This window comes from Bacillus sp. FSL M8-0025, assembly GCF_037975475.1.
In the GTDB taxonomy this organism is placed as follows: domain Bacteria; phylum Bacillota; class Bacilli; order Bacillales; family Bacillaceae; genus Bacillus; species Bacillus subtilis.
In genome coordinates, this window is sequence record NZ_CP150258.1 from 1872775 (window position 1) to 1889903 (window position 17129).

A 17129-nucleotide genomic window follows, 5' to 3' on the forward strand; every position below is an offset into this window, starting at 1 on the left:
TGTGAGTTCGATTTATGAAAAATCAATTATTAACTATCATTTGCTGCATCCCAAGCTGCGGAAACGGTACCAATTAGACGGGTCTCAAACATTCAGCGGGACGGGAACGATGTCAGAAATAAGCGGAGGCTCTTTTCTGGTTAGAATGCTGTTAAAACTGGGTGTTTTTTTCAGATGCTTCTTTTCAGAAAGAGGCAAAGACATTCCATTTACAATACAAAATAGAACTTGTCTTTTGAAATCGCAACATACAGGAATAGAATGGAATCGTACATTTTTCTTTAAAGGCAAAAAACGTTTCTTTGACGCGATAATGATATATGACAAGAAAGAAAATAGAATACTTGATTTCTTCGGCAAACCTCATCTGCTGCTGTCTGTTTTGACGTTCGAGGCATCTCTTGACGGCTCTCTTACGATCACATCGGGAAAGCAATGGCTATTGATATGCGGAAAAAGAATCCCGCTGCCGAAATGGCTGACCGGTACATCCGAAGTTTGCGAAACGTTTGATGAAAAAAAGAATTGTTTCACCATTGAAGTGCATGTGCAAAATACAATTCTTGGCACTCTTTTCTTTTATAAGGGAACGTTTCAGGAGGAAGAGAGAGAATCATGAAACGAAATGGCATAGTCAGTGCGCTTTGTTTTATTGGATTTCTTGCAGCAGAAGCACCGGATATTTCAGTGGCAGAGGCACTCGTTTTGTTATCCATTCTATTTTTCGTGCCGGGAATTTTTCCTTTTGTTTTTCGTCAATCTCCGGTTCGTGCTGCTCAGTTTATGGAAAACGGGCTAATCCAGTGCTATCCTGTAGCCGCATTCTTTGCGGTGCTGGCTCTAGTGACGGAGGTTGGGGGTTTCGCACTTATCTGGTGGATGTACACAGTTTTTAATGCATTGTATGCGATCCTCCGCCTTTGGGAAACAAAGATACATAGAATCGAAGAGACATCAGTTTTGTTCGGTCTTATTTATTTGGCGGGAGGAGGATTTTGGTTTTTTGCTTATGCTGCCCATTTGCAGATCATGCAATTTGGCCCTCTCATCATTTTGCTGACTGCTGTCCACTTTCACTATTCTGCTTTTCTGATCCCGATCTTCAACGGTTTACTCGGCAGAACCATTAGAAAACATCGGATGTTGTACAGTTGGATAACATGGGTGATTTTGCTTTCGCCCCTTCTTATCGCACTGGGCATCACATATTCAAAAACACTTGATGTCATTGCGGTTAGCATTTATATGGCGGCGATTTATCTTCATGCATTTTTGGTGTTCACGGCAGCTTTTCGCACCAAGACGGGGACATTTCTTATTCGGCTTTCTTCCGCTGTTTTAATGATAACGATTGCTTTCTCGATGATTTATTCATTTGGTGTATTTCGGCAAGAAGTTACATTGACCATCAATCAGATGATTTGGATTCACGGTTTTGTCAATGCGTTTGGTGTTATCTTGCCCGCTCTCATAGGGTGGAGAATAGAGGATGCGAAACCTTTTGATGCAGACAGTGTAAAGACATTCAGCCGTATCTACGGAAAAAGAAAGATTGGAGAAGAATTTTTAGCTAGTATTCAAGCTGAAAATAACGCTCGGTACAGCGGACTTGTGGATGATATGGGCAGCCTGCGTTCAAAAGATTTTTCACCAGAAAAACTGGAGCCGCTCATTCTTTCGTTTTATGAACAAACCATCGAATACAATATTAAAGCAAAAGTAACATGGAGCACGTGGTTTCGGCCGCTTGCAATTATTTACGAATGGTTCAGCAGAAGAATCGGCCAAATACATCTTTCGACGAACCCTGACTGGTATAGAATGTACAGCAAGATAAGAGGTGTTCATTCTAAAAAAGACGGAAGGGAAAGAGTACGTGCCTGGATTAGAACAAATGAAAAAAACGAAACCATTTTTACCGCTCTTTATTCAGTGTATCATTCAAATGGAGAGGGGTATATGAATATTTCTTTACCGCTTCCATTCAGCAGCATGACAGGTATTTTAAAACCATATCATCATCAGGAGAAGCTGGTTTTAACAAGCAGGCGGAGAAAAAGCAGAGCGGGGGATGAGGGAATTTATCTGCAAACAAGAGCGGGAACTTGTCCGCTTCCTTTATCTGAAACCTTTCTGATAGAAGCTGCACATGACAACAAATTAACCGCTGTTCATCATATGTGGCTGTTTGGAATAAAATTTCTAACTGTTCATTACAGCATTACACATATTAACCAGCCTATTGAAAGAACCTAACACAAAGAAGAAGCTTCGTCTGCCAGTTGTAATGAGATGAACTGTTTTAAAATTCTGCGCCGCATCAAGACAGGAAAGGAAGGGTTTATGGTGTTTTATATCAGTTTATTTCTGATTCTTTGGCTGGCTGCTGGGTTTGCAGTGGGAATGAAACAAGTGTATGTCGATCAGCTGTTTGATAAAGCTGTGATCGAAAGACTGGAAAAAGAAGCGAATGATCATGGACACGCTGACCGGATGATCAAACAGCGCGTCCTTTATATTGCAGCAGTGACATTAAGCGGGTTTATTTCTGTTTATTATGAAATGAAAACAATCCCGCAAAGGCGAAACATAAGAAAAATTGAAAAAAACATCATGAAATTAAATCAAGCAAAAAAACGAAGAATGAAGAGAAAATAAAAAGTGCACAGGCCAAAGGGCAGGTGCATTTTTGTTTTGTATGGAAATGGGGGAGGTGGTGCCAGCTTACTTTTCATAAATTCAAAAATGAGAAGAACAGCGCCCGGGCTAATGGTATATAATATTGTGAATTTAACAAAAATTTAACAAGGAGGACGAGAGAATTCGTGCTAAAGCCTCAAAGAGACCTACATCCTGTTGATTTGGACTTAGAGGCGGAGTAGATGAAACCGGCCAAAGTATCCCTGCTCCGCCGTTTGCTCCATTCCTTGAAGCATGTTGATTGTAACATAGCCAAACGTTTTCCATCAACTATTAAAATTGTAAAATTATTGTTGATTTTTATGGTGTTTACTCCGATTTCTTCAATTTATGCTGAAGATGTATATCAGAATTTTGAGGAATTAAAAAACAATGAAGATCCTTCTGATTACGGCGTTGTTACGAAAGAAACCGGAAGCCCTGTTCTTGTTTTAGCTATTCACGGAGGAGGTATTGAAGGCGGGACAAGTGAAGTAGCGAGAGAGCTCAGCAAAGAGTACTCGATGTATTTATTTGAAGGCTTAAAATCGGCAGGAAACTCAGTCCTGCACATTACGAGCACACACTTTGATGAACCTCGGGCCCTTAAAATGACGGGAAATCATGAATATGTCATTTCATTACACGGGTACGCAGAAGAAGATCAGCAGATCGAAGTCGGCGGTACAGATCGCGTAAGAGCGGCAGATTTAGTTGAGAAATTGCAGCATGCCGGTTTTCCTGCTGTATTGCTCAATACGGACCATCCGCATGCGGGCGTTAGTCCGAATAACATTGCAAATAAATCAAAAACAGGTTTAAGTATCCAGATAGAAATGAGCACAGGCTTTAGAAAGTCTTTGTTCGGCATCTTTTCTTTAAAAAGCAGAGCTGTTACTCAAAATGAGAGGTTTTATGAGTTTACAGAAGTGATGTTCCGTTTTCTCAAAAATAGCTACTGAAAAATAGGAGGCGATAAGACAGCCTCCTATTCCTTATGCTTCTCTTTCGTTTCGGGAAACAGCTCGTCCGCGGCTTCCGTTTGATACTGCAACGTGTTATCTCTCGCTGACAGTTCATTTCGGAAATTTTCATCAAGCACATTTTTCAGTAAATACCGATGAAAAAAGTATTCAAAAACAGTAAGACAGGCAGCGGAAAGGAGAGCTGCTCCAAATGGTGAGAAATCGTTTCTTGTTTGGGTTAAAACAAATACCCAAAGAATAACGAATGAAAGGCCAAAGTCAGCCAATGAAGCTGTAATATTGTTTGTTCTGGGTAAGACGAGCATGTCACCAGAAAGATAGGAAACAAAACCTAAGAAAAGTGCAATAAACATCACACTTAAGAAGGATGCGTGATAGACTCTGTCCAAAATCACATATAAAAGGGCGAGAGTGAAAGCAATCTTTGAAGCAAGCGCAATGATATGTTTCATTTGACCACCTAAATTGTTATTTTTTGAAGAAAATTCTTGGGCGTAAACAAATGATAAATAATGCAATTCAAAACCATTCATAATGGTCATGTTACTATTTTAAACAGTCCGTTTTTGTTTACACTGGTATTTTTTTCAGCAGTATGAAACTTTCTTATGAAAAAAGACGTATATGTGGATGATCAGCTTTCAAGGGGGGAATGATTTGTGGAGATAAAAGGAATCAATCACTTGCTATTTTCAGTTTCGCATTTGGATACATCGATTGATTTTTATCAAAAAGTGTTTGATGCAAAGCTTTTAGTAAAGGGAAGAACAACTGCATATTTTGATATGAACGGCATCTGGCTAGCGCTTAATGAAGAACCAGACATCCCGAGAAATGACATTAAGCTTTCTTATACCCATATTGCTTTTACAATTGAAGATCATGAATTTGAGGAGGTATCAGCTAAATTAAAAAGACTTCATGTCAATATTCTGCCTGGCAGAGAACGAGATGAACGCGATCGAAAATCAATTTATTTTACCGACCCTGACGGCCACAAATTTGAATTTCATACCGGAACCCTTCAAGACAGGCTTCGATATTACAAACAAGAAAAAACGCATATGCACTTTTTATGATGAAACTTTTGATATCACAACCATATTTCATATAAGGTTAAATTTAAAGAAGGGTGTTGGTGGAGACTTTATGTTTGGGGAAGGTTTCTACCCGACTTGTTCAACGATGCCATATCTTTTGAACTGCACAAGTGATTGGGTGAAGGTGAAATTGAAATACATATTACATTTTATATGAAGAAAGCGAGCTGTTTTATCAGAATGTTGAACTAATTAAACTATGTACTAAATTTTCAGTATATTTCAATTGCTTCGCCCCTTAAGAAATATGAAACCGTATCCTTCCACGACCTAAAAAATGAAACGTTTTTAAGAAGATGGCGTCTAATATTTTAAATGTTCATATTTTGATAAAAGTTTCCTAAAGGAAAGAAAATTTCTTGACTTCAACAATCTTTTGGTGGATAATTATGGTGTAAACATGATGTTCTTTTTCCTCCTATTCAGGCTCGCACCCAAAAGTCAGGGCGAGCCTGCTTTTTTTGAACAACAAACCCCCTCTCCGTAAAGGAAGAGGGGGTTATTTTATGCATCTGATAGATCAATAGATTAATGGACGGTTCTGAACACGCCAATCACTTTCCCTAGAATGCTGACATTCTGCAAAATGATAGGTTCCATCGTTGGGTTCTCAGGCTGCAAGCGAATGTGGGTATCCTCTTTATAGAATCGTTTTACAGTTGCTTCATCATCTTCTGTCATCGCAACTACAATTTCCCCATTGTTCGCTGTGTTTTGCTGTTTAACGATGACATAGTCCTTATCGAGAATACCAGCATCTATCATACTGTCTCCCATAATCTCCAGCATAAATACATGCTCGTCTGGAGGAACCATGCGGTCTGGGAGCGGAAAATATTCTTCAATATTTTCTACTGCTGTAATAGGAGATCCCGCCGTGACTTTCCCGATGACCGGTACATTAACGACCTGGCTTTGCGGAATGTCTACTTCTTCATCAAGAATTTCTATTGCTCTTGGTTTTGTCGGATCCCGTCTGATCAGCCCTTTTGTTTCCAAGCGGGCCAAATGGCCGTGGACAGTAGAGCTGGACGCAAGCCCGACAGCCTCTCCGATCTCTCTCACGGAAGGCGGATATCCTTTTGATTTAACCTCTGCTTTAATAAAACGGAGGATATCAAGTTGCCTTTTTGATAGCTTCGTCATTTTTCGCACCTCAAAACGTCGATTTTAAGAAGATTATAGCATGATTTTCCTTACAGTACAAACATAGGTTCGAAAAAACAATTGACAGAAACGTTTGTTCGTATATACTGAAATTATAAAAATGCGAACAAACATTCCTGTTGGAGGTTATGATCATGAGTAAAGAATCTATTATTTTTGTCGGTCTGTTCACAGTGATTTTGAGCGCGGTTATCCTTATGCTGTCATATACAAGCAGCGGCCAAGAGCTTAATCAGTATGTTAAAATAGAAGTCCAGCAAGGCGACACACTCTGGTCAATTGCTGATCAGGTAGCAGATACAAAAAAGATAAACAAAAATGATTTTATTGAATGGGTAGCTGATAAAAATCAACTTCAAACCTCTGATATCCAGCCGGGTGATGAGTTAGTGATCCCATTGAAAAAGAAGCATCAGGATGCATATGAATTAGCAACTGTAAAATAGAGAGGAAAGAGAGATAAAATGAAAGCACTCATTTATGCCCGTGTAAGCACAAATAAAGAACAGCAGGAAACGTCATTAAAGCGGCAGGAGGAGGAGCTTACGGCCATTGCAGCGGAGAACGGCATGGAAGTGGTCAAAGTGATTTCAGAAAAAGCCAGCGGATATGAAATGGATCGGGATGGTGTATTTGAGCTGCTTGATGAGATTAAGAACGCTGGAATTGATGTCATTTTGGTTCAGGATGAGACAAGGCTCGGACGGGGAAACGCAAAAATCGCACTGCTTCATTGTATTTATAGAGAAGGTGTGAAAGTCTATACAACGGCTCATAGAGGTGAACTGGAGTTATCGGAGGCTGACTCAATGGTCTTGGAAATCGTCAGCATTGTGGAAGAGTATCAGCGAAAGATTCACAACATGAAAATCAGACGGGGAATGAAACGTGCAGTAAAAAACGGTTTTAAACCGCAAAAAAACTTAAAAAACCAACATGAGAACAGTGGAAAAGAAAAAATAGAGGTGCCAATCTCTGAGATCGTCCGCCTGAGAGCGAATAAACTGACGTTTGCTGAAATCGCGGCTACTCTAAGAGGGTTTGGCTATGATGTCTCTAAAGCAACCGTTCACCGGCGTTTTCAGGAATACATAGAGAATGAAGAGACAGCAGAGTGAATCAGTTGTAAAACTTTTTTTGATCTAGTACTATATAGACAAAATGCAATAAAGGAGTTTAACATGATTTCAAACGCGAAAATTGCCAGAATTAATGAACTTGCTGCCAAAGCTAAAGCTGGCGTTATTACAGAAGAAGAAAAAGCCGAACAGCAAAAGCTCCGTCAAGAGTACTTGAAAGGTTTTCGTTCTTCTATGAAGAACACGTTAAAAAGTGTGAAAATCATTGACCCAGAAGGCAATGATGTTACACCAGAAAAGCTAAAAAGAGAACAAAGAAATAACAAACTTCACTAATATAAGAGGAATACGGCAATATCGTATTCCTCTTTTGCATATACTATAATCAAAACTCTTATGTGACAAAATTCAACAAGTTTCTCTCAAATTTAAGCTGAAACAGTTGAGAAAAAGTCATCAGACATTTATGATGTAAGGGTACAACACATAAGGAAGGGGATTTTTATGGATACAATTGAAAAGAAATCAGTTGCTACCATTCGCACACTGTCAATAGACGCTATTGAAAAAGCAAATTCTGGTCACCCAGGGATGCCGATGGGAGCCGCTCCAATGGCATACACGCTGTGGACAAAATTTATGAACGTAAGTCCGGCAAACCCTGGCTGGTTTAACCGTGACCGTTTTGTTTTATCTGCTGGACACGGGTCAGCACTATTATACAGCATGCTTCATTTAAGCGGGTTTGATCTTAGTATTGAAGATCTTAAGGGATTCCGCCAGTGGGGCAGCAAAACACCAGGACATCCGGAATTCGGACATACTGCCGGTGTTGATGCTACAACAGGTCCGCTTGGCCAAGGAATTGCCATGGCAGTCGGTATGGCAATTGCTGAACGCCATTTAGCGGAAACATACAACCGCGATTCATTTAACGTAGTCGATCATTATACATACAGTATTTGCGGTGATGGTGATTTAATGGAAGGTATTTCTTCTGAAGCCGCTTCACTCGCAGGCCATCTTCAGCTTGGCCGTCTGATCGTACTATACGATTCTAATGACATCTCTCTTGATGGAGACCTCGACCGTTCATTCTCTGAAAACGTGAAACAGCGTTTTGAAGCAATGAATTGGGAAGTTCTTTATGTTGAGGATGGAAACAATATTGAAGAATTAACAGCGGCTATCGAAAAAGCACGCCAAAATGAAAAGAAACCTACATTAATTGAAGTGAAAACTACAATCGGATTCGGTTCACCTAACCGTGCCGGTACATCCGGTGTTCACGGTGCGCCGCTTGGTAAAGAGGAAAGCAAATTAACAAAAGAAGCTTACGCGTGGACATATGAAGAAGACTTCTACGTTCCGTCAGAAGTTTATGAGCATTTCGCTGCAGCTGTTAAAGAATCAGGTGAGAAAAAAGAACAAGAATGGAATGCTCAATTCGCTAAATATAAAGAAGTTTATCCTGAACTTGCTGAACAGCTTGAACTGGCAATCAAAGGAGAGCTTCCGAAGGACTGGGATCAAGAGGTTCCTGTGTATGAAAAAGGAAGCAGCCTGGCATCCCGTGCATCTTCCGGTGAAGTTCTCAACGGACTTGCGAAAAAAATTCCTTTCTTTGTCGGAGGTTCTGCTGACCTAGCGGGATCGAACAAAACGACTATTAAAAATGCCGGTGATTTTACAGCGGTTGATTACTCAGGCAAAAACTTCTGGTTTGGTGTACGTGAATTTGCGATGGGTGCAGCCTTAAACGGTATGGCGCTTCATGGCGGTCTTCGTGTATTCGGCGGAACTTTCTTTGTCTTCTCTGATTACCTGCGTCCTGCGATTCGCCTTGCAGCGTTAATGGGCCTTCCTGTGACATATGTCTTCACACATGACAGTATTGCGGTTGGTGAAGACGGTCCGACGCACGAGCCTGTTGAACAGCTTGCTTCACTCCGTGCGATGCCTAACCTTTCTTTGATCCGTCCAGCAGACGGCAATGAGACAGCAGCAGCATGGAAGCTTGCAGTGCAAAGCACTGACCACCCAACAGCGCTAGTGCTTACACGTCAAAACCTTCCTACCATCGATCAAACAGCTGAAGAAGCATTGGCAGGAGTAGAAAAAGGTGCATATGTCGTTTCTAAATCTAAAAACGAAACACCTGACGCTCTTCTCATTGCCTCCGGATCAGAGGTAGGTCTTGCAATTGAAGCGCAGGCTGAATTGGCAAAAGAAAATATCGATGTTTCTGTTGTCAGCATGCCTTCAATGGACCGTTTTGAGAAACAATCTGATGAATACAAAAACGAAGTCCTTCCTGCAGATGTGAAAAAACGTCTTGCAATTGAAATGGGCTCATCATTTGGATGGGGCAAATACACAGGGCTTGAAGGTGACGTTCTCGGCATAGACCGATTCGGTGCATCTGCTCCAGGTGAAACCATCATTAACGAATACGGCTTCTCAGTTCCGAACGTAGTGAATCGAGTTAAGGCATTAATCAATAAGTAAGCTTTTGAAAGAGGATGAGTCAAATCATCCTCTTTTTCTTGTTTATCCGACAAAAATAGTATTGGCTGTTTAACAGTAATAGACAATTCTTTCTTTTCTTCTTTTGTATAATAGAGAGCAAATGAAATGCTGCTGGAAAAGGGGATGAAAAGATGGAACGTCACTACTATACGTACCTGATCAAAGAGGAATTTGCCAATCACTATTTCGGCCGGGAATCGGTTATGTTTGAGCTGTTTCAAGACTATCATTGGACAAGCCTTGAAAAGCAGCAGTATGAAATGACAGAGAAACAGATTCAATATATTACACAACCAATCCCGATTTTACATATGCATCAGCGGTTAAAAATGAATTTAAACAAGACGGATTACAGGCAGCTGGATTATATTTATAGAATAGCTTTGCCGAAAGCAAAAGGCCACGCGACGTTTATGATGAAGGAGCACATGATAGAAATTGTGGCTTCGGGAGATTACGAGGCAGAAACGATATTCTTTGAAGTGTTAAGAAAAGTAAGCCCTTGCTTTTTAGCAATGGATTTCAATTCGAAGCGTTACGGATGGCTAAATCCGGTGAAAGAAAGAAATTTTGTCTAAAACCGAAGAAAAAGAGATGTAAATGTTGTATAATAGCTTTTGGTTTAGTACACTTTAAACTAGACAACATGAAGGAGGAAATAAAATGACTTTATGGGTTGGCATCCTAGTGGGCGTTGTTGCATTGCTCATAGGTGTTGCACTCGGGTTTTTTATTGCTCGTAAATATATGATGAGCTACCTGAAAAAGAATCCGCCTATTAATGAACAAATGTTACGCATGATGATGATGCAAATGGGAATGAAACCTTCTCAAAAGAAAATCAATCAAATGATGAAAGCCATGAATAATCAAACGAAATAATACGTAAAGATTATGATATAGAGAAACATGGTTATAAAATAAAAAACCCTTATACGGGTTTTTTATTTTGCAATCATTCATCACCCGCTACTGCTCGAAGGCGCTGCTTTTGATATTGTATGAGAAGATGGTCAAGCTCCTGACTGAGCTCTATCGTAATATGAGATGTCATTCCGTTCGCCATGACAATTTGCAGCAGCTCTGCTCTTTTTTTTTCAATTTCTTTTAATAGATGCTCTCTAATCACAGGGATGTATCCTTTCATACATTAGATCTTCAAAGTGAATGTTTATATTATATCCATATTTATACTAATTTTCAAATGAGAAGGAGTATAATGTCTCAATGTCAAATTAAATTATATAAGTTTTTTCTGAAAATAGAAATCCTTCAAGTGAAAGTGTTAAAAAAATGAAATGATTTTGTCATAACTTGAAGGAATGTCAAATCATGAAGGGATGATGACATGGGAGACGTGAATTATTTTTTGACATTCGGTGCGGGTTTTTTATCCTTTATTTCGCCTTGCTGCCTGCCGCTTTACCCAGCTTTTTTGTCATATATTACAGGGGTCAGCATGGACGATGTAAAAACAGAAAAGCTGCTGCTGCAGAAAAGAAGCCTGTTTCATACTTTGTGTTTTTTGCTTGGCTTTTCAGTCATTTTTATTGCTTTAGGCTATGGAACATCTTTTATTGGCAGCCTGTTTAGGGATTATCACGATGCGATTCGGCAAATTGGCGCGTTGCTTATTATTTTGTTCGGTTTCATTACACTCGGTGTGTTCCGGCCTGAGGCTATGATGAAAGAGCGGAGAATCCATTTTAAGCATAAACCAAGCGGGTTTTTAGGGTCGGTCTTAATCGGAATGGCATTTGCAGCTGGATGGACACCATGTACCGGTCCGATATTAGCTGCTGTTATCACACTTGCAGGCACCAATCCGGGCTCAGCGGTGCCATACATGATGTTATATGTACTCGGTTTTGCGGTACCGTTTCTTTTATTGTCTTTTTTTATCACAAAGCTGAAGTGGATAAGGAAGAACCAGCTTTTCATTATGAAAGCTGGCGGCGTTTTGATGATTGTGATTGGTGTGCTGTTATTCTTTAATTGGATGAGCCTGATCATTATTTTGCTGTCAGATCTTTTTGGAGGCTTTACTGGTTTTTGACGGTAAATTACTTTCGTACTACTACTAATCCTTTTGTTTTTGGTACAATAAGACTATTATCTGTGGAAATCGATTGTTGGAGGGGAATATGACAAGAGTTTTAGTTGTAGACGACGCCAAGTTCATGAGAGTGAAAATCAGAGAGATCTTGGAAGAGGCAAATTACATAATCGCAGGCGAAGCGGCGGACGGTGAACAAGCAGCGGACCTGTATAAAAAACTGCGCCCGGACCTTGTGACAATGGATATTACAATGCCGGTGAAAAACGGCATAAAAGCGCTTCGTGATATCTTAACCTTTGATCCTAAAGCGAAGGTCATCATGTGCACCGCCATGCGCCAGCAAAGAATTGTAACGGAAGCAATTGAGCTGGGGGCAAAGGATTTTATTGTTAAGCCGTTTGAGGAAACAAAAGTGCTGGAAGCTGTAAGCCGCGTTATGGGACATTAAAGTCATTTCTTTTCAAAATGGTTTTTTTTATTGTTTTGGAGTATAGTATATAGTATCAACACTCCGAGAAACAAAGGAATGATAAGTATGATGATTATAGTTTCATCGATTATTGCTGTGTTAATGGCTGTAGCTGTGATGGTGGTCAGAATAAAGTCCTCTGACAAGCCTGTTTCACCAAAAAAAATCATTCTTCCGCCGATTTTTATGAGTACGGGAGCGTTAATGTTTTTATTTCCGGTATTTTGGGTAACTGGTGCAGAGTTTTTGGAAGCATTCACTTTAGGTGTGATTTTCTCTATTTTTCTAATCAAAACTTCTAAGTTCGAAATTAAAAATAATGAAATTTACATGAAACGCTCTAAAGCATTTGTTTTTATATTAGTCGGTCTTTTGGTGATCAGAATCGTGATGAAATCGATCTTGAGCACATCAATTGATTATGGTGCACTGAGCGGAATGTTTTGGATTCTGGCTTTCGGTATGATTGTGCCTTGGAGAATCGCCATGTATTTATCATATCGAAAACTTCATAACGAGCTGCAGTCATCTAATATTCAAATGAATTAAAAAACCTTTCCTCTTGTCAGGAAAGGTTTTTTATTTGAGAAGGGTCTGATAAGGTTCCAAATCGATTTTTTTGTCCCGCAGATGCCTTTTTAAGAAGGTATGGTCTCTTTTAGGAGTTGCGAGAATATAGCCTTTGATCATAAGTTGCTGATCAATCTTTGCTACCTTTTCTTTTAATGCAAGCTCACCGATTTTGCCTGCGATTTTAGCTTTTGCTGCATCTCTGAACAGCTCTGGCACGGGCGCAGTCAATTCATCTAGAAACTGTTTGTTTTCATCGTTCCATAAATGTCTGCTGTTTTCAATATAGTAATCCTGCCAATCAAGCTCTGATCTGCCGTCCTCTTTTGGTAAACGCTTTAAAAACTTTCGAAACATGAAAAAACCGCCGATTGATAATAAGACTACCATCATGATCACCCAAAACAGAATAAACCATAAAAACCATCCTTCCAGCATCAATCATTCCCCCTTATTCTAACCATATTGTATACGAAGAGAGATTAGAAGAACACAGTAAAAAAAGAATAGAAAAAAGTGATAGACGTCTAGTCAAAAGAGATAGTAGATCATATTCTATTGTATAGTGAATCTGCTATTTGGCCATGGGAGAGTCACTAGAGGGTATTTGACGATAAATGGACGGAAAAAAAAGTCACTTTCATAATAGGGGATGAAAGTGACTTTTTATGTTTAGCTGAGAGGAAATTGAAGAGAAAAAGAAGAGCCATCTTCTGTTTCTTTATTGACGGCGACTGTGAGTATTTGATTTTCGCATTCGGCTTGAATGGTTTTGTCATTAAAATAAAAAGGAAGCATCATTTGTTTTTCAAAAGTCTGTCCTGACGATTTGACTGTTAAGATGAACTCGCATCCAGAAAGGGTAACTGTTACTTGTGTAGGCTGTAAAAAAGTCAGATCCGCTTCTATAATATACTGCTGACTTGTTTCATATAAATCAATAGGCAATGTTTCGTCGTACCAGGCGAAGGGGTCTTCAAAAAATTGCCGAAGCCATTCATCCATACTATCGAAATCATTCGCATCGTTGCGTTTTGAATGGTTCATGGAAGCATTCCTCCACATATCAACCTTGCTTTACATCATATGCGGTGGATTATAAATGGGTGAACGCATAAAAAAACAGACACTAAGGTCTGCTTTTCTTACATATCATGGCTTGAGTTGTGCTTTTGTCTTGTATGGTTTCGGTTCTTTACTTTTTTGCTTCCGCTTAGAGGCTCAGGTTGGCCGGGATTGTGTCCTTTAGGGGCGTTTTTATGCATATCTTTACTTGTATTCTTATTGGTCATAAAATGAGAACCTCCTTAAAAGAGTTCGGTGTTATTGATTGGTTTTTCTTTTTTTGTTATTTTGGCGTTCTGCTTCAGTCAGTACAAGCTGGTCGTTTTCAATATAGCCGGCGCCTTTGCCTTGGCTTTTTGCGTCATTCATTCCGTTAATGACGTGATTCGCTTTTCTTTTGACCATCATTATCACCTCAATCATAATATGGCTTCTTTTATTGTGTTATATGAGAGAGCGTAAACAGTAAAAATTACCGGTACATTTTTCTCATAAGTCGAACTTATTGTATTTAATAAAAACATTGATATTTACTTATGTATGATTTTGTTTTAATATGAAATTGTGAGAAAATTGTGATGGAATGTAATGTTCATCTGAGAATGATCTGATCTGAAGGGGGATTTTGGAGAATGGCAAACGAGCAAAAAACTGCAGCAAAAGACGTTTTCCAAGCGAGAAAAACGTTTACTACAAATGGGAAAACATATCATTACTACTCTTTAAAAGCGTTAGAAGATTCAGGTATAGGAAAGGTTTCGAAGCTTCCTTATTCCATCAAAGTTCTTTTAGAATCAGTATTGCGTCAAGTTGACGGCTTCGTTATCAAAAAAGAACACGTGGAAAATTTGGCAAAATGGGGAACTGCCGAATTAAAGGATATCGACGTTCCGTTCAAACCGTCTCGTGTTATTTTACAAGACTTCACAGGGGTTCCGGCAGTAGTAGATCTGGCTTCACTGCGTAAAGCAATGGCAGCTGTCGGCGGAGATCCTGATAAAATCAACCCCGAAATTCCTGTTGATCTTGTTATCGACCACTCTGTACAGGTAGATAAAGCGGGTACAGAAGATGCATTAGCAGTAAATATGGACTTGGAATTCGAAAGAAATGCAGAGCGCTACAAATTTTTAAGCTGGGCAAAGAAAGCGTTTAACAATTATCAGGCAGTACCGCCTGCAACAGGTATTGTGCACCAGGTCAACCTTGAGTTCTTGGCAAGTGTTGTCCATGCCATTGAAGAAGACGGCGAGCTTGTAACGTATCCTGATACGCTTGTCGGAACAGACTCACACACAACAATGATTAACGGTATCGGTGTTCTCGGCTGGGGTGTCGGTGGAATTGAAGCTGAAGCGGGAATGCTTGGACAGCCTTCTTACTTCCCAGTTCCAGAGGTAATCGGCGCGAAACTTGTCGGCAAGCTTCCGAACGGAACAACAGCTACTGACTTGGCGTTAAAAGTAACACAAGTGCTGCGTGAAAAAGGCGTTGTCGGTAAATTTGTTGAATTCTTCGGACCGGGAATTGCTGAACTGCCGCTTGCAGATCGCGCAACAATTGCGAATATGGCTCCGGAATACGGTGCTACATGCGGATTCTTCCCAGTAGATGAAGAAGCGCTTAACTACCTGCGTCTGACTGGCCGTGATCCTGAACATATTGATGTTGTTGAAGCATACTGCAGAAGCAATGGCTTGTTCTACACTCCAGATGCGGAAGACCCTCAATTTACTGATGTGGTTGAAATTGACCTGTCTCAAATTGAAGCAAACTTATCGGGTCCAAAGCGTCCTCAGGATTTGATCCCGCTATCTGCTATGCAGGAAACGTTTAAAAAGCAATTAGTCAGCCCTGCAGGTAACCAAGGATTCGGTTTAAATGCTGAGGAAGAAAATAAAGAAATTAAGTTTAAACTCCTTAACGGCGAAGAAACAGTTATGAAAACGGGTGCGATCGCCATTGCTGCGATTACAAGCTGTACAAATACATCAAACCCATACGTTCTGATCGGCGCCGGACTGGTAGCGAAAAAAGCGGTTGAGTTAGGGCTTAAGGTGCCTAATTACGTGAAAACGTCACTTGCACCGGGTTCTAAAGTTGTTACAGGATATCTTGTGAATTCAGGCCTTCTTCCATACATGAAAGAGCTTGGCTTTAACCTCGTTGGGTACGGCTGTACAACATGTATCGGGAACTCAGGCCCGCTTTCACCGGAAATCGAAGAAGCGGTTGCGAAAAATGATCTTCTGATTACGTCTGTCCTTTCCGGAAACCGTAACTTTGAAGGACGTATTCACCCGCTTGTTAAAGGCAACTATCTTGCTTCACCGCCGCTTGTTGTGGCATATGCGCTGGCTGGAACGGTAAACATTAACTTGAAAACCGATCCAATCGGTGTGGGCAAGGATGGTCAAAACGTATACTTTAATGATATTTGGCCGTCAATGGACGAAATCAATGCACTTGTTAAGCAAACTGTTACGCCAGAGCTATTCCGCAAAGAGTATGAAACAGTATTTGATGACAACAAGCGCTGGAACGAAATTGAAACAACAGATGAAGCTTTATATAAATGGGATAGCGAGTCAACTTACATTCAAAATCCGCCATTCTTCGAAGAAATGTCTGTTGAGCCAGGCAAGGTTGAACCATTAAAAGGTTTGCGTGTTGTCGGTAAATTCGGTGATTCAGTCACAACTGACCATATTTCTCCTGCGGGGGCAATCGGAAAAGATACGCCTGCCGGAAAGTACTTGCAAGAAAAAGGTGTTTCTCCTCGTGACTTTAACTCCTACGGTTCCCGCCGCGGAAACCATGAAGTCATGATGAGAGGAACATTTGCAAACATTCGCATCAAAAACCAAATTGCACCGGGTACAGAAGGCGGATTTACAACGTACTGGCCGACTGGTGAAGTAACATCCATCTATGATGCGTGCATGAAATACAAAGAAGATAAAACTGGTCTTGTTGTATTAGCAGGAAAAGACTATGGTATGGGATCTTCACGTGACTGGGCTGCAAAAGGAACAAACCTTCTCGGCATCAGAACGGTCATTGCAGAGAGCTTCGAAAGAATTCACAGAAGCAACCTTGTATTCATGGGTGTGCTGCCGCTTCAGTTTAAACAAGGTGAAAATGCGGATACACTCGGCTTAACGGGTAAAGAAGTCATTGAGGTAGATGTTGATGAAACAGTTCGTCCTCGTGACCTTGTGACTGTAAGAGCAATCAATGAAGACGGCAATGTAACAACTTTTGAAGCAGTCGTCCGCTTTGATAGTGAAGTTGAAATTGATTACTACCGCCATGGCGGCATCCTTCAAATGGTGCTTCGTGAAAAAATGAAGCAGTCCTGATGAATCAATAGGAAGAGAAGGCATTTCGCTTTCTCTTCTTTTTATGACACAATGTGCTGCGGAG

22 protein-coding genes and 1 pseudogene are annotated in these 17129 nt (G+C 40.3%); 16 read left to right on the forward strand and 7 right to left on the reverse strand.

Translation table 11 applies throughout. The features are described 5' to 3' along the window. Position 1 precedes the first annotated feature (1 nt). From MKX38_RS09460 to pghL, 4 genes are all read left to right on the forward strand, one after another. Positions 2–619 carry a DUF4166 domain-containing protein gene (locus MKX38_RS09460; RefSeq protein ID WP_015252008.1) on the forward strand — a complete coding sequence of 206 codons (618 nt, stop codon included), beginning with the start codon at positions 2–4 and terminating at the stop codon, positions 617–619. Then, on the forward strand, positions 616–2256 hold the full coding sequence (locus tag MKX38_RS09465) for a YndJ family protein (protein WP_339189282.1): 1641 nt from the start codon (positions 616–618) through the stop codon (positions 2254–2256). Before MKX38_RS09460 ends, MKX38_RS09465 begins: the two co-directional genes overlap by 4 nt. 87 nt (positions 2257–2343) lie before the next feature. Then, on the forward strand, positions 2344–2658 hold the full coding sequence (locus tag MKX38_RS09470; protein ID WP_026113726.1) for a hypothetical protein: 315 nt from the start codon (positions 2344–2346) through the stop codon (positions 2656–2658). Positions 2659–2882: 224 nt separating this feature from the next. Then, positions 2883–3641 (forward strand): gamma-polyglutamate hydrolase PghL, encoded by a 759-nt coding sequence (pghL, locus tag MKX38_RS09475; RefSeq protein WP_024573198.1) that lies wholly within the window; start codon positions 2883–2885, stop codon positions 3639–3641. A gap of 26 nt (positions 3642–3667) precedes the next feature. Here pghL and MKX38_RS09480 read toward each other — a convergent pair whose 3' ends face one another. Beyond that, positions 3668–4117: a YndM family protein gene (locus tag MKX38_RS09480; protein ID WP_003245454.1), complete on the reverse strand. Its 450-nt coding sequence runs from the start codon at positions 4115–4117 to the stop codon at positions 3668–3670. 207 nt (positions 4118–4324) lie between these two features. Between MKX38_RS09480 and fosM the strand changes: the two genes are divergently transcribed. Continuing rightward, positions 4325–4744, forward strand: a complete 420-nt coding sequence (gene fosM, locus MKX38_RS09485) for a FosM family fosfomycin resistance protein (protein WP_014479937.1) — start codon at positions 4325–4327, stop codon at positions 4742–4744. Next, positions 4668–5007 (forward strand): annotated as a pseudogene (locus MKX38_RS09490) (hypothetical protein). Before fosM ends, MKX38_RS09490 begins: the two are co-directional and overlap by 77 nt. 286 nt (positions 5008–5293) lie before the next feature. On the opposite strand, the gene lexA reads toward MKX38_RS09490, so the two are convergent. Beyond that, positions 5294–5911 (reverse strand): transcriptional repressor LexA, encoded by a 618-nt coding sequence (gene lexA, locus MKX38_RS09495; RefSeq protein ID WP_003238209.1) that lies wholly within the window; start codon positions 5909–5911, stop codon positions 5294–5296. A gap of 149 nt (positions 5912–6060) precedes the next feature. Here lexA and yneA point away from each other — a divergent pair, with 149 nt between their 5' ends. The 6 genes from yneA to MKX38_RS09525 all read left to right on the forward strand — a co-directional run bounded on the left by yneA (position 6061) and on the right by MKX38_RS09525 (position 10422). Further along, on the forward strand, positions 6061–6378 hold the full coding sequence (gene yneA / locus MKX38_RS09500; protein WP_015252003.1) for a cell division suppressor protein YneA: 318 nt from the start codon (positions 6061–6063) through the stop codon (positions 6376–6378). 18 nt (positions 6379–6396) lie between these two features. Continuing rightward, positions 6397–7050 carry a recombinase family protein gene (locus tag MKX38_RS09505; RefSeq protein ID WP_015383764.1) on the forward strand — a complete coding sequence of 218 codons (654 nt, stop codon included), beginning with the start codon at positions 6397–6399 and terminating at the stop codon, positions 7048–7050. Between the two features lie 63 nt (positions 7051–7113). Continuing rightward, positions 7114–7347: a DUF896 domain-containing protein gene (locus MKX38_RS09510; RefSeq protein ID WP_003231595.1), complete on the forward strand. Its 234-nt coding sequence runs from the start codon at positions 7114–7116 to the stop codon at positions 7345–7347. 168 nt (positions 7348–7515) lie between these two features. After that, positions 7516–9519, forward strand: coding sequence for a transketolase (gene tkt / locus MKX38_RS09515; RefSeq protein ID WP_014476936.1), 2004 nt, complete (start codon positions 7516–7518; stop codon positions 9517–9519). 152 nt (positions 9520–9671) lie between these two features. Then, positions 9672–10118 (forward strand): sporulation inhibitor of replication protein SirA, encoded by a 447-nt coding sequence (gene sirA / locus MKX38_RS09520; RefSeq protein WP_003231591.1) that lies wholly within the window; start codon positions 9672–9674, stop codon positions 10116–10118. 85 nt (positions 10119–10203) lie between these two features. Continuing rightward, positions 10204–10422: a YneF family protein gene (locus MKX38_RS09525; protein ID WP_003221221.1), complete on the forward strand. Its 219-nt coding sequence runs from the start codon at positions 10204–10206 to the stop codon at positions 10420–10422. A gap of 73 nt (positions 10423–10495) precedes the next feature. Here the strand turns inward: MKX38_RS09525 and ynzD are convergent, their stop codons facing one another. Then, complete coding sequence (gene ynzD, locus MKX38_RS09530) at positions 10496–10669, reverse strand: aspartyl-phosphate phosphatase YnzD (protein ID WP_010886518.1); 174 nt, start codon at positions 10667–10669, stop codon at positions 10496–10498. Between the two features lie 219 nt (positions 10670–10888). On the opposite strand from ynzD, the gene ccdA reads away from it, so the two are divergent. The 3 genes from ccdA (at position 10889) to MKX38_RS09545 (ending at position 12617) form a co-directional block, all read left to right on the forward strand. Beyond that, positions 10889–11596 carry a cytochrome c-type biogenesis protein CcdA gene (gene ccdA / locus MKX38_RS09535; protein WP_003231585.1) on the forward strand — a complete coding sequence of 236 codons (708 nt, stop codon included), beginning with the start codon at positions 10889–10891 and terminating at the stop codon, positions 11594–11596. An 88-nt stretch (positions 11597–11684) separates the two neighbouring features. Next, positions 11685–12047: a response regulator gene (locus MKX38_RS09540; RefSeq protein WP_003245707.1), complete on the forward strand. Its 363-nt coding sequence runs from the start codon at positions 11685–11687 to the stop codon at positions 12045–12047. 78 nt (positions 12048–12125) lie between these two features. Continuing rightward, positions 12126–12617, forward strand: coding sequence for a CcdC family protein (locus tag MKX38_RS09545; protein WP_010886519.1), 492 nt, complete (start codon positions 12126–12128; stop codon positions 12615–12617). A 30-nt stretch (positions 12618–12647) separates the two neighbouring features. Here the strand turns inward: MKX38_RS09545 and yneK are convergent, their stop codons facing one another. The 4 genes from yneK to sspO form a co-directional block, all read right to left on the reverse strand. Beyond that, positions 12648–13076, reverse strand: a complete 429-nt coding sequence (gene yneK, locus MKX38_RS09550) for a DynA interaction protein YneK (RefSeq protein ID WP_003231580.1) — start codon at positions 13074–13076, stop codon at positions 12648–12650. Between the two features lie 234 nt (positions 13077–13310). Further along, complete coding sequence (cotM, locus tag MKX38_RS09555) at positions 13311–13703, reverse strand: outer spore coat protein CotM (protein ID WP_015251997.1); 393 nt, start codon at positions 13701–13703, stop codon at positions 13311–13313. An 80-nt stretch (positions 13704–13783) separates the two neighbouring features. Further along, positions 13784–13930, reverse strand: a complete 147-nt coding sequence (locus MKX38_RS09560) for a small acid-soluble spore protein P (RefSeq protein WP_003221237.1) — start codon at positions 13928–13930, stop codon at positions 13784–13786. A 31-nt stretch (positions 13931–13961) separates the two neighbouring features. Next, positions 13962–14108, reverse strand: coding sequence for an acid-soluble spore protein SspO (gene sspO, locus MKX38_RS09565; RefSeq protein ID WP_003244839.1), 147 nt, complete (start codon positions 14106–14108; stop codon positions 13962–13964). A gap of 227 nt (positions 14109–14335) precedes the next feature. Between sspO and acnA the strand changes: the two genes are divergently transcribed. Beyond that, complete coding sequence (gene acnA, locus MKX38_RS09570) at positions 14336–17065, forward strand: aconitate hydratase AcnA (RefSeq protein ID WP_003231573.1); 2730 nt, start codon at positions 14336–14338, stop codon at positions 17063–17065. Positions 17066–17129: the final 64 nt, after the last annotated feature.